We start from the raw sequence: 13,165 nt of genomic DNA, 5'->3' as shown, positions 1-13,165 counted from the left end.
GTTTGCAACAGCCGCCGCGCGGGCCTTCCGGCGCGGCTTCCGGCCCCACTCTCACGCACCGCGTCGCGCGGCGCTACAATCGCACGATGAATGCGCCCCTCGATACCGCCATCGCCGTCGACGTCTACCGCCAGCGCCGTGAACGCGTGCTTGCCGCACTGCGTGCCGCGGGCGGCGGCGTCGCCATCGTCCCCACCGCGCCGGAACTGCTGCGCAACCGCGATACGGCCTACCCGTACCGGTTCGACAGCTACTTCCATTACCTGACGGGCTTCACCGAGCCGGATGCCGTGCTCGTGCTGAACGCGGCCGCACCGCACGGCGCGCCGGAGTCGATCCTGTTCTGCCGCGGCAAGAACGTCGACCGCGAGATCTGGGAAGGCTTTCACTACGGGCCCGACGCCGCGCGCGACGCGTTCGGTTTCGACGCGGCATTCGCGGTCGACGTGATCGATACCGAGATGCCGCGCCTGCTCGCCGACGCGGGCACCGTGCACTACCGGTTCGGCGCATCGGCCGACTTCGAGCGCCAGCTTGCCGGCTGGATCGATGCGGTGCGTGCGTTGGCACGCACGGGCGTCGCCGCGCCGGACGCGCTGCTCGACCTCACGCCGCTGCTCGACGACATGCGGCTCGTGAAGGACGAACACGAACTCGCGATCATGATGCGCGCCGCGCACATCTCCGCGCTCGCGCACCGCCGCGCGATGCAGGTGTGCCGCCCCGGCATCCGCGAATACGAACTCGAGGCCGAACTGCTGTACCTGTTCCGCAAGCACGGCGCGCAATCGCCCGCGTACGGTTCGATCGTCGCGGCCGGCGCGAATGCGTGCGTGCTGCACTACCCGGCCGGCAACGCGGCCGCGCAGGACGGCGACCTGATCCTGATCGACGCCGCATGCGAACTCGACGGCTACGCATCGGACATCACGCGCACGTTCCCGGCCAACGGGCGCTTCTCGCCCGCGCAGCGCACGCTGTACGACATCGTGCTCGCCGCGCAGCAGGCCGCGATCGATGCAACGCGCGCGGGCGTGCCGTTCGAGGCGCCGCACGATGCGGCGGTACGCGTGCTCGCGCAGGGCCTGCTCGACACCGGCATCATCCCGAAAGCGCGCTTCTCGACCGTCGACGACGTGATCGCCGAGCGCGCCTATTCGCGCTTCTACATGCATCGCACCGGCCACTGGCTCGGGATGGACGTGCACGACTGCGGCGACTACCGCGAGCGGCTCGCCGAGCGCGACGACAATGGCGCGCTGCCGTGGCGCACGCTGAAGCCCGGCATGACGCTGACGGTCGAACCCGGCCTGTACGTGCGCGCGGCCGACGACGTGCCGTCCGAATACTGGAACATCGGCATCCGCATCGAGGACGACGCGATCGTGCGCGAGCACGGCTGCGAGTTGATCACGCGCGGCGTGCCCGTCGCGGCCGACGAGATCGAAGCGCTGATGCGCGCGGGCGCATGACCGGCCGCCGACCGTTACCACCGTTTCACGAATCAAGATGACGACCGCTTCCTCCCCGGCCACGCCGGACTACGACCTCGCCATCGTCGGCGCGGGCCCCGTCGGGCTCGCGCTCGCCGGCTGGCTCGCACGCCGCAGCGCGACGCAGCACGCATCGATCGCGCTGATCGACGCGCGCGAACCGGCCGCGAATGCGAACGACCCACGCGCGATCGCCGTGTCGCACGGCAGCCGCGTGCTGCTCGACACGCTCGCGTGGCCCGCCGACGCGACGCCGATCGAACATATCCACGTGTCCCAACGCGGCCATTTCGGCCGCACGCTGATCGACCGCGAAGAGCACGACCTCGCCGCGCTCGGCTATGTGGTGCGCTACGGCTCGATCGTGCAGGCGCTCGCCGGCGCCGTGCGCAGCACGCGCGTCGACTGGCTCACGTCGACCACCGCACGCGCGCCGCAGCAGGACGCCGACGGTGTCACGCTGACGCTCGACGGGCCGCAGGGCGAGCGCACGCTGCGCGCGCGGATCGTCATCAATGCCGAAGGCGGGCTGTTCCATGAACAGCAGGCCGATACGGCCAAGCATCGCCGCGATTACGGGCAGACCGCACTCGTCGGCACGGTCACGGTATCGGCGCCGCGCCCGAACGTCGCATGGGAACGCTTCACGCACGAAGGCCCGCTCGCGCTGCTGCCGCTCGGCGGGCCGCGCCAGGCCGACTACTCGCTCGTCTGGTGCTGTACGCCCGACGAAGCGGCACGCCGCGCGGCGCTGCCCGACGACGCGTTCCTGCGCGAACTCGGCAGCGTATTCGGCGCACGCATGGGCGAGTTCGTCGCGATCGCCGGGCGCGCATCGTTCCCGCTCGGGCTGAACGCCGCGCCGACGCTCGTCAGCGGCCGCGTCGCGATCGTCGGCAATGCCGCGCAAACCCTGCACCCCGTCGCGGGCCAGGGGCTCAACCTCGGGCTGCGCGATGCGCATACGCTCGTCGACACGCTGTCCGCGCAAGGCTTCGAAGCAACCGCGCTCGCGACCTTCAACGCGCGCCGCGCGCTCGACCGGCGCTTCACGATCGGTGCGACCGACACGCTGGCCCGCCTGTTTACGATCGACTCGGGCCCGCTTCCGCTGCTGCGCGGCGCGGCGCTGACCGCACTCGAATTCGTGCCGCCGCTCAAGAAGGCGATCGCGCGCCAGATGATGTTCGGCCAGCGCAACTGACACGCGGGCGCGCCGCCCGGTTTGCCCGGGCATGCCAGGCAAACCGGGTCAAATCGGCGGGGCATGGGAATACGGTAAAATGCTCGTTTTCCGTCTTCCCTTCCCCTGCCCGCGCCGGTCGCGGGCGGTGCCATTGCGATGCCCGCTATCGGTCCTCACGTATTGCGTAACAACCTGTTCGTCGCCCCGATGGCTGGGGTGACGGATCGTCCGTTCCGCCAGCTCTGCAAGCGGCTGGGGGCCGGTTACGCCGTGTCCGAGATGGTCGCGTCCAACGCGCAGCTGTGGAAAAGCGCAAAGACGATGCGGCGCGCGAACCACGAAGGCGAAGTCGAGCCGATCGCGGTCCAGATCGCCGGCGCCGATCCGGCGATGATGGCCGAAGCGGCCCGCTACAACGTCGACAACGGCGCGCAGATCATCGACATCAACATGGGCTGCCCGGCGAAAAAGGTCTGCAACGTCGCGGCCGGCTCCGCGCTGCTGCAGAACGAGCCGCTCGTGCAGCGGATCGTCGATGCCGTCGTCGCGGCGGTCGGTACGGGGCCCGATGCGGTGCCCGTCACGCTGAAGATCCGCACCGGCTGGGACCGCGAGCACAAGAACGCGATCACGGTCGCGCGCCTGGCCGAAGCCGCCGGCATCTCGATGCTCACCGTGCACGGCCGCACGCGCGCCGACCTGTACCGCGGCGACGCCGAGTACGACACCATCGCGGCCGTGAAGGCAGCCGTTCGGATTCCGGTCGTCGCGAACGGCGACATCACGTCGCCCGCGAAAGCGAAGGCCGTGCTCGACGCAACCGGCGCCGACGCGCTGATGATCGGTCGTGCCGCGCAAGGCCGGCCGTGGCTGTTCCGCGAAATCGATCATTTCCTGCAAACCGGTGAACTGCTGCCCCCGCCGCTGATCGACGAGATCCAGCACGTGATGAACGAACACCTGGAAGACCACTACGCTTTCTACGGTGAATTCACGGGTGTCCGTACTGCGCGCAAGCACATCGGCTGGTACACTCGCGGCCTTTCCGGTGCCAACGGGTTCCGGCACAGGATGAACACGCTCGATTCCTCCCGCGAGCAGCTCGCCGCCGTCAATGCATTCTTCGAGGCGCAAAAAGCGCTGTCGGACCACCTCGTCTACGTCGATGACGAAGAGGAAAACGGCCAGGGCGAGTCGGACGACCATAACCAGTTAGCAGCATGAGCAAGCACAACATCGAACAATGTGTCCGCGAGAGCCTGGACGTGTATTTCCGGGATCTAGACGGCTCCAATCCGCACGACGTCTATGAAATGGTGATGTCCTGCGTCGAAAAGCCGATGCTCGAGGTCGTGCTCGTACAGGCAGGCGGCAACCAGTCGCTCGCCGCGGAGTACCTCGGCATCAACCGCAATACGCTGCGCAAGAAGCTGCAGCAGCACGGCCTGCTGTAAGCCGGCCGTCCCGTCCCCGTTTCCCTGGCTATTGGTGGTTCCATCATGATCAAGCAAGCGCTCATTTCCGTTTCCGACAAGACCGGCATCGTCGACTTCGCGAAGTCGCTGTCCGACCTCGGCGTCAAGCTGCTGTCGACCGGCGGCACTGCGAAACTCCTCGCCGACGCGGGCCTGCCCGTGACCGAAGTGGCCGACTACACGGGCTTCCCGGAAATGCTCGATGGGCGCGTGAAGACGCTCCACCCGAAGGTGCACGGCGGCATCCTCGCGCGCCGCGACCTGCCCGAGCACATGCAGGCGCTGGAACAGCACGGCATCCCGACGATCGACCTGCTCGTCGTGAACCTGTACCCGTTCGTCGCGACGATCGCGAAGGACGACTGCACGCTCGCCGACGCGATCGAGAACATCGACATCGGCGGCCCGACGATGCTGCGCTCCGCTGCGAAGAACCACCGCGACGTGACGGTCGTCGTCGACCCGGCCGACTACGCGATCGTGCTCGATGAAATGAAGGCGAACGGCAACACGGTCGGCTACCCGACCAACTTCCGCCTCGCGACGAAGGTGTTCGCGCACACCGCGCAATACGACGGCGCGATCACGAACTACCTGACGAGCCTGACCGACGAGCTGAAGCACGCGTCGCGCAGCGCGTACCCGGCCACGCTGAACATGGCGTTCGACAAGGTGCAGGACCTGCGCTACGGCGAGAACCCGCACCAGAGCGCGGCGTTCTACCGCGACCTCGCGACGCCGGCCGGCGCACTGGCGAACTACCGCCAGCTGCAGGGCAAGGAACTGTCGTACAACAACATCGCGGATTCGGACGCGGCGTGGGAATGCGTGAAGACGTTCGACGCGCCGGCCTGCGTGATCATCAAGCACGCGAACCCGTGCGGCGTCGCGGTCGGCAACGACTCGGCCGACGCGTACGCAAAGGCATTCCAGACGGATCCGACTTCCGCGTTCGGCGGCATCATCGCGTTCAACCGCGAAGTCGACGAAGCGGCCGCGCAGGCTGTCGCGAAGCAGTTCGTCGAAGTGCTGATCGCCCCGTCGTTCTCCGACGCCGCGAAGCAGGTGTTCGCCGCGAAGCAGAACGTGCGCCTGCTCGAAATCGCACTGGGCGACGGCCATAACGCATTCGACCTGAAGCGCGTGGGCGGCGGCCTGCTCGTGCAGTCGCTCGACTCGCGGAACGTGCAGCCGAGCGAGCTGCGCGTCGTCACGAAGCGCCAGCCGACCGCGAAGGAAATGGACGACCTGCTGTTCGCATGGCGCGTCGCGAAGTACGTGAAGTCGAACGCGATCGTGTTCTGCGGCAGCGGCATGACGCTCGGCGTCGGCGCCGGCCAGATGAGCCGCGTCGATTCCGCGCGCATCGCGAGCATCAAGGCGCAGAACGCGGGCCTGACGCTGGCCGGCTCGGCCGTCGCGTCGGATGCGTTCTTCCCGTTCCGCGACGGCCTCGACGTCGTCGTGGCGGCAGGCGCGACCTGCGTGATCCAGCCGGGCGGCTCGATGCGCGACGACGAAGTGATCGCGGCAGCCGATGAGCACGGCATCGCGATGGTCCTGACGGGCGTGCGCCACTTCCGTCACTGATCGCGTGCGGCCCGCGTGGCTGCAACATGAAAGCCCGGCGGCGTTGCACCCGCCGGGTTTTTTATTGCGCGGCGCCTCCGCACGCAACCGTGCGGCCGGCGCGGCGCACCATTCGTTGTAGTATCGCTGCATCAGGCAATTCTCCTCACTCATGCGAATTCTCGGCATCGACCCCGGCCTGCGCGTCACCGGCTTCGGCGTCATCGACGTCAGCGGCCACCGGCTCGCCTATGTCACGAGCGGCGTGATCCGCACGCCGACGGCCGACCTGGCCACCCGGCTCGGCACGATCTTCCAGGGCGTCTCGACGATCGTGCGCGAACATGCGCCCGACCAGGCCGCGATCGAAAAGGTGTTCGTCAACGTGAACCCGCAGTCGACGCTGCTGCTCGGCCAGGCACGCGGCGCCGCGATCTGCGGCCTCGTTGCGGGCGGCCTGCCGGTTGCCGAATACACGGCGCTGCAACTGAAGCAGGCGGTGGTCGGCTACGGCCGCGCGACCAAGACGCAGATGCAGGAAATGGTCACGCGCCTGCTCAACCTGTCCGGCCAACCGGGCTCGGACGCGGCCGACGCGCTCGGCATGGCGATCTGCCATGCGCACGGCGGCGACACGCTCAGCACCCTCGGCGGCCTCGCGCCGGCGCTCGCGAAGAAGGGGCTGCGCGTGCGGCGCGGGCGGCTGGTCGGCTGACGCCGGCGTATGCAGTCGCCCGGCACGCCGGGCCGGTCGCCGTGAGCGTTTCCACCGCGCGCGGCGCACCCGCGACACGCATCGTTTCGGCCTGATGTCCCGCCCCATCGGCATTGCGCCGCACGTGCGCTACACTCGCGCTTTATTCCTCGCATCCCGCCCTCCATGATCGGTCGCATCGCCGGCATCCTGCTCGAAAAGAACCCGCCTCATCTGCTCGTCGACTGCAACGGCGTCGGCTACGAAATCGACGTGCCGATGAGCACCTTCTACAACCTGCCGCACACGGGCGAGCGCATCGTGCTGCTCACGCAGCAGATCGTCCGCGAGGACGCGCACCTGCTGTACGGCTTCCTGACACCGCAGGAGCGCACGACCTTCCGCGAACTGCTGAAGATCACCGGCATCGGCGCGCGCATGGCGCTCGCCGTGCTGTCCGGCATGAGCGTGCAGGAGCTCGCGCAGGCCGTGACGATGCAGGACGCCGCGCGCCTCACGCGCCTGCCCGGCATCGGCAAGAAAACCGCCGAGCGCCTGCTGCTCGAACTGAAGGGCAAGCTCGGCGCCGACCTCGGTGCGCTTGCCGGGGCCGCATCGCCGTCCGATCACGCGACCGACATCCTCAACGCGCTGCTCGCGCTCGGCTACTCCGAGAAGGAAGGCCTGGCCGCGATCAAGAACGTGCCGGCCGGCACCGGCGTGTCCGAAGGCATCAAGCTCGCGCTGAAGGCGCTGTCGAAGGTGTAACGCACGTTCGGCAATCCGGCCGTCGAAGCCAGTGTCGCGCCGCGGCGCGGCACCCGCCAGTCGGCCGTTCGGCCAGGTAGGCCGGACGTCGGCGCGCGGTACAATGGCCGCATGATTGAAACCGACAAACTCGCCACCGAGCAGCGGATCATCGCCGCCACGCCCACCTCGTCGCACGAGGAGGTGTTCGAACGTGCGCTGCGGCCGCGCCAGCTCGACGACTACGTCGGCCAGGAAAAGGTGCGCGGCCAGCTCGAGATCTTCATCGAAGCCGCGAAGCGCCGCTCCGAGCCGCTCGACCACGTGCTGCTGTTCGGGCCGCCGGGTCTCGGCAAGACGACGCTCGCGCACATCATCGCGCGCGAGATGGGCGTGAACCTGCGCCAGACCTCGGGCCCCGTGCTCGAGCGCGCAGGCGATCTCGCCGCGCTGCTGACGAACCTCGAAGCCAACGACGTGCTGTTCATCGACGAGATCCACCGGCTGTCGCCGGTCGTCGAGGAAATCCTGTATCCGGCACTCGAGGATTACCAGATCGACATCATGATCGGCGAAGGCCCGGCCGCGCGCAGCGTGAAGCTCGACCTGCAGCCGTTCACGCTGGTCGGCGCGACCACCCGCGCGGGGATGCTGACCAACCCGCTGCGCGACCGTTTCGGGATCGTCGCGCGGCTTGAGTTCTACGATGCCGATCAGCTGTCGCGCATCGTGCGGCGCTCGGCGTCGCTGCTGAACGCGCAGATCGATCCGAACGGCGCGCTGGAAATCGCGAAGCGCTCGCGCGGCACGCCGCGGATCGCGAACCGGCTGCTGCGCCGCGTGCGCGATTTCGCGGAAGTGAAGGCCGACGGCCAGATCACCTCGGCCGTGGCCGATGCCGCGCTCGCGATGCTCGACGTCGATCCGGTCGGCTTCGACCTGATGGACCGCAAGCTGCTCGAAGCGATCCTGTACAAGTTCGACGGCGGCCCGGTCGGCATCGACAACCTCGCGGCGGCGATCGGCGAGGAGCGCGACACGATCGAAGACGTGCTCGAACCGTACCTGATCCAGCAGGGCTTCCTGCAGCGCACGCCGCGCGGGCGCGTCGCGACGCTGCTCACGTATCGGCATTTCGGACTTTCGGTGCCCGACGCCCGCCGCCCCGAACGCGACGAGTGGAATACCCCGGACGGGAAGTAACCCGTCGCCCGCGCCACCCCGCCATGACCACGCCGCCTGCCCGCCACCCCGCCGCACCCGCACCGGGCCCGCGCTGGGCCGAGCCGATTCGCAAGCGGCTCGTGGCCGGCATCACGCACCTGACGGTGGGCGGCGGCGGCCCGTCGATCGATCTTTCGTCGCCACCTGGCGACCCGGGGCTGTTCGGCCCCGACGCCGTCTGCTGGCGCGTCCATGCCGACTTCACGTCGATGATGACGGGCGGCATCGCCGCGCTGCTGCTGCAGGCGCTCCATCCGCTCGCACTCGCGGGCGTCTGGGATCACTCTTCCTTTCGCACCGACATCCTCGGCCGCTTGCGGCGCACCGCCACGTTCATCACGGGCACGACGTTCGGCAGCCGCGCAGACGCGCTCGCGCTGATCGAGCGCGTGAAGACGATCCATGCGCGCATCTCGGGCGCCGCGCCCGACGGGCGGCCGTACCGCGCCGACGATCCGGCGCTGCTGACCTGGGTGCATGTCGCGGAAGTGTCGAGTTTCCTCGTCGCGCATCTGCGTTATGTGAATCCGGCGCTGTCGGGCGAGCAGCAAGATCGCTACTACGCCGAAACGGCATTGATCGCCGAGCTGCTCGGCGCACACGAGGTGCCCCGTTCGCGCGCCGAGGTTGCCGCGTATTTCGCGCGCATGCAGCCCGAACTCGAAGCCGGACCGCACACGTTCGACGTGATGTCGATCCTGCTGAACGTACCGGTCGCGAAGCCTGCGCTGCGGCCGGCCGCGTCGCTGATGGTGCATGCGGGGATCGACCTGCTGCCGCCTTGGGCGCAGCGCATGCTCGGCGTGTCGACGTTCGCGCCGTTGCGGCGCGCGGTGGTCCGGCCCGGCATACGCGCCGTCGCCCCCGTGCTGCGCTGGGCGCTCGTCAACGGCGCGTCGAAGCGCGCGCGCCGCCGTGCCACCGCACTCCCTTCCGACGGCACGCCGCCCGCCTGACGATCGGCTTCCTCCGATCATTTCAATTTACTGTCAAATACCTGTGACAAGCTGACGGGCTTGCACCCGCGCGCGGTCGCACGTGCTGCACGTCCCGTGCGCCCCGTCCGATACCCGCGCAGTGCCCCGCCCACCCGACCGACACCCGATACCCGCGATGCCACGCCTGCCGATCCGTCTCGCCCTTGCCGCCAGCCTGTCCACCTTGCTCGCCCTGTCTGCGTGCGGGGGCGACGATGTCGCCGCCGTTGCGCGCACGGACGCGCAGACGCCTGCCGGCGGCACGACGACCGCGCCGCCCGCCACGCCACCCGCGACCACCACGCCGCAACCGGGCAAGTGGAAGGCCGCCCGCGCAGGCGACCTGATCGACGTCACGCTCGGCGATCTCCATCCGACGCAGGGCGCGATCGGCTACGACCAGATCTACTACAAGCTTGGTCGCTACGAACTGCAGCCCGACAAGAAATTCGACGACTTCTGCGCGGACGAAGGGCTCGGCGGCGTCGCATCGAGCGGCTACACGGCCAAATCGTCGCTGCGCGAGCCCGCAAGCTACACGTGCACGACGACCGACGCGAACGCCCGCGACCGCTCGGTGCTGAATCCCGTCGTGATCGGCCCGAACGGCGATGCGCTGTACCTGACCGACGGCCACCACGGCCTGTCGACCTACTACGAGACGCCCGACGGTGGCCCGGCGCTGCACGTGCACGTCGTCGTCAAGGACAACCTCAGCAACTACTCGGGCGACGCGTTCTGGCAACAGATGCAAAGCCGCGGCTACCTGCGCCTGAAGAACGGCGAAGGCAAGCCGATCACGACCGCGCAACTGCCGGCCGGGCTTGGCCTGAAACTCGGGATGACGAACGACCGCTACCGGTCGCTCGTCTATTTCACGCGCGACATCGGCTACAGCAAGCCCGCGCAAGCCACCGACTATCTCGAGTTCTACTGGGCCGACTGGCTGCGCGCGCAGCCGGGCACGTTCGCGCTGGCGAACTACGACCTCACGCGCGGCGGCACGACCGATCCCGATCCGGCGAAAGCCGACACGGGCTACGTGAATGCAGTCTGGAATGCGTCGACGCGCATGGTCGCGGCGACGGACCCGGTGATCGACGGCAAGACGGGCGCCGACCTCGGGCGTGCCGACGCGATCAACGGCGGGAAGAAGTACAACAAGGGGGAATTCGACAAGCTGCGCCAGCCGGTCACGGCCGACAAGCCCGGCAAGATCGCGTACGCGCTCGACTACAAGACGCGCCACGCGTTGCCGCAATAAGCGTCACGCAGTCGCAGAAACCCCGGCCGGCGGGGCCGGCCGGGGCGCAGGGGTTCAGAGGACCTTGCGGTACCCGTCGTCGTCGCTCGCGGCTTCCAGATGCGACACGTCGGCCCACTGCACGACCTGCGCGCGGCCGTCCACGTAATCGACGACGTTGATGCTCGTGTTGAGCAGCTGATAAGTGCGCGGCGCCGACAGCTCGATCCCGTTCGCAAAGCGGTACACGCAGTCGAGCACGCCGCCGTGCGCGACGCACGCGATCCGGCCGCCCGGATGCGCGGCGACGATCGGCTCGAGCGCATGCAGCACGCGGTGATAGAACGCGCGCTGCGACTCGCCGCCTTCCGGCGCGAAGCCCGGGTCGCGCGTCTGCCAGGCCGCATATGCGTCCGGAAACAGCGTCTCGATCTCGGGGCTGTCGTGTCCCTGGAACGCGCCGTACGAGCGTTCGCGCAACCCTTCGCGGAGCTGCAGCGGCAGACCGAGCGCATCGGCAAAGGGTTGTGCGGTCTGCTGCGCGCGCATCAGGTCGCTCGAATACACGGCATCGATCCGCGCGCCCTCGCGCGCCTCTCGCTCGAGCCGGACAGCCAGCCGCTTTGCCTGCGCGAGCCCCGTGTCGGCCAGCGGAATGTCGATATGGCCCTGGATGCGCTTGATGCGGTTCCAGGCGGTCTCGCCATGGCGGATGAAAAGAATCTGCGTGGTGGCCATCGCGGCGCGTCTCCGGGAAAGAATCAGGGCCGCACTTGCAGCCAGAACGTCACGGGGCCGTCGTTGACGAGTGACACCTGCATGTCGGCGCCGAACTCGCCCGTCTCGACGACCGGATGACGCGCCCGCGCGGCCGCGACGAAATAGTCGAACAACCGCGCGCCTTCGTCGGGCGGCGCGGCCGGCGTGAAGCTCGGACGCAACCCGCTGTTGGTATCGGCCGCCAGCGTGAACTGCGACACGAGCAGCAGGCCACCTGCGCGGCCCTCGCCGTCGATGTTCGACACCGGCAGGTTCATCTTGCCGGCCGCATCGCTGAACACCCGGTAGCCGAGCAGCTTCGCAAGCAGTTTGTCGGCCGCGGCCTCGGTGTCGCCGCGCTCCGCGCAGACCAGCGCGAGCAGGCCCGCACCGATCTCGCCCGTCGTGCGGTCGCCGACGCGCACGTCGGCGCGCCTGACGCGCTGGATCAGCGCGATCATGCGGTCAGCGTAATGCGTGCGAAGCGGCGCTTGCCGACCTGCACGACGAATTCGCCGGCTTCGACCTTGAGCCCCTTGTCCGACACCGTCGCGCCGTCGATCTTCACGCCGCCCTGCTCGATGTTGCGCAGCGCTTCGCTGGTCGACGGCACGAGGCCCGCCTGCTTCAGCAGCTGGCCGATCGCGAGCGGCGCACCGGCGAGCGTGACCGACGGAATGTCGTCCGGCACACCGCCCTTCGCGCGGTGGTTGAAGTCTTCGAGCGCGCGCTCGGCGTCGGGCTGCGAATGGAACCGCGCGACGATTTCCTGCGCGAGCAGCACCTTGAAGTCGCGCGGGTTGCGACCGCCTTCGGCCTCACGCTTGAAGCCGGCGATCTCGTCGAGGCTGCGGAACGACAGCAGCTCGAAGTAACGCCACATCAGCGTGTCCGAGATGCTCATCAGCTTGCCGAACATGTCGGTCGGCTTCTCGCTGATGCCGACGTAATTGCCCTTCGACTTCGACATCTTCTCGACGCCGTCGAGGCCTTCGAGTAGCGGCATCGTCAGGATGCACTGCTGTTCCTGGCCGTACTGCTTCTGCAGTTCGCGGCCCACCAGCAGGTTGAACTTCTGGTCGGTACCGCCAAGTTCGAGATCGGCGTTCAGCGCGACCGAATCGTAGCCCTGCATCAGCGGGTACAGGAATTCGTGGATCGAGATCGGCACGCCGCCCTGGAAGCGCTTCGTGAAGTCTTCGCGCTCAAGGATCCGCGCGACCGTGTAGCGCGACGCCAGCTTGATCATCCCGTCCGCGCCGAGCGGCATCGACCATTCGCTGTTGTAGCGGATTTCGGTCTTGTCGCGATCGAGCACGAGCGCAGCCTGCTCGAAGTAGGTCTTCGCGTTCGATTCGATCTGCTCGCGCGTGAGCGGCGGGCGCGTCGCATTGCGGCCCGACGGATCGCCGATCAGCGACGTGAAATCGCCGATCAGGAAGATCACCGTGTGGCCGAGGTCCTGCAGCTGGCGCATCTTGTTCAGCACGACCGTGTGGCCGATGTGGATGTCCGGCGCGGTCGGGTCGAGGCCGAGCTTGATGCGAAGCGGCGTGTTCGTGGCCGCGCTGCGCGCGAGCTTCTGCGCGAACTCTTCCTCGATCAGCAGCTCGTCGACGCCGCGCTTCGTGACGGCGAGCGCATGCCGGACTTCGTCGGTGATCGGGAAAACAGGCTTGGAACTGGGTTCGGTGCTCATCGGTGCCAGGAAGAATGTCGCAAAAACAGGGATTTTCCCATAACTTGCGCGCGCATCGCTTAACGACACGTCAGGTTGCGCGGATAATCGGGCACAAGG

General features: G+C 68.3%; 13 protein-coding genes. 10 read left to right on the top strand and 3 right to left on the bottom strand.

From position 1 onward, the window contains the following. Window positions 1–86: 86 nt before the first annotated feature. From OHZ10_RS03305 to OHZ10_RS03260, 10 genes are all read left to right on the top strand, one after another. Window positions 87–1,472 (top strand): aminopeptidase P N-terminal domain-containing protein, encoded by a 1,386-nt coding sequence (locus OHZ10_RS03305; RefSeq protein ID WP_174993260.1) that lies wholly within the window; start codon window positions 87–89, stop codon window positions 1,470–1,472. A gap of 37 nt (window positions 1,473–1,509) precedes the next feature. Then, a complete protein-coding gene (locus OHZ10_RS03300; RefSeq protein WP_256085565.1) occupies window positions 1,510–2,697 on the top strand; it encodes a UbiH/UbiF/VisC/COQ6 family ubiquinone biosynthesis hydroxylase in 1,188 nt (395 codons plus the stop codon). Window positions 2,698–2,835: 138 nt separating this feature from the next. Then, window positions 2,836–3,903, top strand: a complete 1,068-nt coding sequence (gene dusB / locus OHZ10_RS03295) for a tRNA dihydrouridine synthase DusB (protein WP_342703606.1) — start codon at window positions 2,836–2,838, stop codon at window positions 3,901–3,903. Continuing rightward, window positions 3,900–4,133, top strand: coding sequence for a Fis family transcriptional regulator (locus OHZ10_RS03290; RefSeq protein ID WP_006476892.1), 234 nt, complete (start codon window positions 3,900–3,902; stop codon window positions 4,131–4,133). Before dusB ends, OHZ10_RS03290 begins: the two co-directional genes overlap by 4 nt. 45 nt (window positions 4,134–4,178) lie before the next feature. Further along, entirely contained in the window at window positions 4,179–5,744 is a 1,566-nt protein-coding gene (gene purH, locus OHZ10_RS03285; RefSeq protein WP_342703604.1) for a bifunctional phosphoribosylaminoimidazolecarboxamide formyltransferase/IMP cyclohydrolase, read from the top strand. A gap of 151 nt (window positions 5,745–5,895) precedes the next feature. Then, window positions 5,896–6,438: a crossover junction endodeoxyribonuclease RuvC gene (gene ruvC / locus OHZ10_RS03280; RefSeq protein WP_039361444.1), complete on the top strand. Its 543-nt coding sequence runs from the start codon at window positions 5,896–5,898 to the stop codon at window positions 6,436–6,438. A 165-nt stretch (window positions 6,439–6,603) separates the two neighbouring features. After that, window positions 6,604–7,185: a Holliday junction branch migration protein RuvA gene (gene ruvA / locus OHZ10_RS03275; RefSeq protein WP_059236106.1), complete on the top strand. Its 582-nt coding sequence runs from the start codon at window positions 6,604–6,606 to the stop codon at window positions 7,183–7,185. A gap of 111 nt (window positions 7,186–7,296) precedes the next feature. Beyond that, complete coding sequence (gene ruvB / locus OHZ10_RS03270) at window positions 7,297–8,367, top strand: Holliday junction branch migration DNA helicase RuvB (protein WP_059236108.1); 1,071 nt, start codon at window positions 7,297–7,299, stop codon at window positions 8,365–8,367. A 23-nt stretch (window positions 8,368–8,390) separates the two neighbouring features. Then, a complete protein-coding gene (locus OHZ10_RS03265) occupies window positions 8,391–9,344 on the top strand; it encodes an oxygenase MpaB family protein (RefSeq protein ID WP_256085564.1) in 954 nt (317 codons plus the stop codon). Window positions 9,345–9,501: 157 nt separating this feature from the next. Next, complete coding sequence (locus tag OHZ10_RS03260; RefSeq protein WP_174993262.1) at window positions 9,502–10,629, top strand: ParB/Srx family N-terminal domain-containing protein; 1,128 nt, start codon at window positions 9,502–9,504, stop codon at window positions 10,627–10,629. A gap of 54 nt (window positions 10,630–10,683) precedes the next feature. Here the strand turns inward: OHZ10_RS03260 and OHZ10_RS03255 are convergent, their stop codons facing one another. From OHZ10_RS03255 to tyrS, 3 genes are read right to left on the bottom strand one after another with little or no spacing between them, the layout of a single operon-like run. Next, entirely contained in the window at window positions 10,684–11,346 is a 663-nt protein-coding gene (locus OHZ10_RS03255) for a histidine phosphatase family protein (RefSeq protein WP_059236114.1), read from the bottom strand. Between the two features lie 23 nt (window positions 11,347–11,369). After that, window positions 11,370–11,828 (bottom strand): D-aminoacyl-tRNA deacylase, encoded by a 459-nt coding sequence (gene dtd / locus OHZ10_RS03250; protein ID WP_059236116.1) that lies wholly within the window; start codon window positions 11,826–11,828, stop codon window positions 11,370–11,372. Next, a complete protein-coding gene (tyrS, locus tag OHZ10_RS03245) occupies window positions 11,825–13,066 on the bottom strand; it encodes a tyrosine--tRNA ligase (protein ID WP_059236118.1) in 1,242 nt (413 codons plus the stop codon). Before tyrS ends, dtd begins: the two co-directional genes overlap by 4 nt. Window positions 13,067–13,165: the final 99 nt, after the last annotated feature.

This window comes from Burkholderia arboris, from assembly GCF_038723655.1.
Taxonomy (GTDB): Bacteria; Pseudomonadota; Gammaproteobacteria; order Burkholderiales; family Burkholderiaceae; genus Burkholderia; species Burkholderia arboris.
Note: the sequence above shows the minus strand (reverse complement) of the source record. Positions and strands in the feature narration are given on the sequence as shown.

Coding starts and splice junctions, on each gene's coding strand:
- ruvB (WP_059236108.1), top strand. CDS start 7,297: ATGATTGAAACCGACAAACTCGCCACCGAGCAGCGGATCATCGCCGCC.
- dusB (WP_342703606.1), top strand. CDS start 2,836: ATGCCCGCTATCGGTCCTCACGTATTGCGTAACAACCTGTTCGTCGCC.
- tyrS (WP_059236118.1), bottom strand. CDS start 13,066: ATGAGCACCGAACCCAGTTCCAAGCCTGTTTTCCCGATCACCGACGAA.
- OHZ10_RS03260 (WP_174993262.1), top strand. CDS start 9,502: ATGCCACGCCTGCCGATCCGTCTCGCCCTTGCCGCCAGCCTGTCCACC.
- OHZ10_RS03255 (WP_059236114.1), bottom strand. CDS start 11,346: ATGGCCACCACGCAGATTCTTTTCATCCGCCATGGCGAGACCGCCTGG.
- ruvC (WP_039361444.1), top strand. CDS start 5,896: ATGCGAATTCTCGGCATCGACCCCGGCCTGCGCGTCACCGGCTTCGGC.
- OHZ10_RS03300 (WP_256085565.1), top strand. CDS start 1,510: ATGACGACCGCTTCCTCCCCGGCCACGCCGGACTACGACCTCGCCATC.
- purH (WP_342703604.1), top strand. CDS start 4,179: ATGATCAAGCAAGCGCTCATTTCCGTTTCCGACAAGACCGGCATCGTC.
- OHZ10_RS03265 (WP_256085564.1), top strand. CDS start 8,391: ATGACCACGCCGCCTGCCCGCCACCCCGCCGCACCCGCACCGGGCCCG.
- dtd (WP_059236116.1), bottom strand. CDS start 11,828: ATGATCGCGCTGATCCAGCGCGTCAGGCGCGCCGACGTGCGCGTCGGC.
- OHZ10_RS03305 (WP_174993260.1), top strand. CDS start 87: ATGAATGCGCCCCTCGATACCGCCATCGCCGTCGACGTCTACCGCCAG.
- ruvA (WP_059236106.1), top strand. CDS start 6,604: ATGATCGGTCGCATCGCCGGCATCCTGCTCGAAAAGAACCCGCCTCAT.
- OHZ10_RS03290 (WP_006476892.1), top strand. CDS start 3,900: ATGAGCAAGCACAACATCGAACAATGTGTCCGCGAGAGCCTGGACGTG.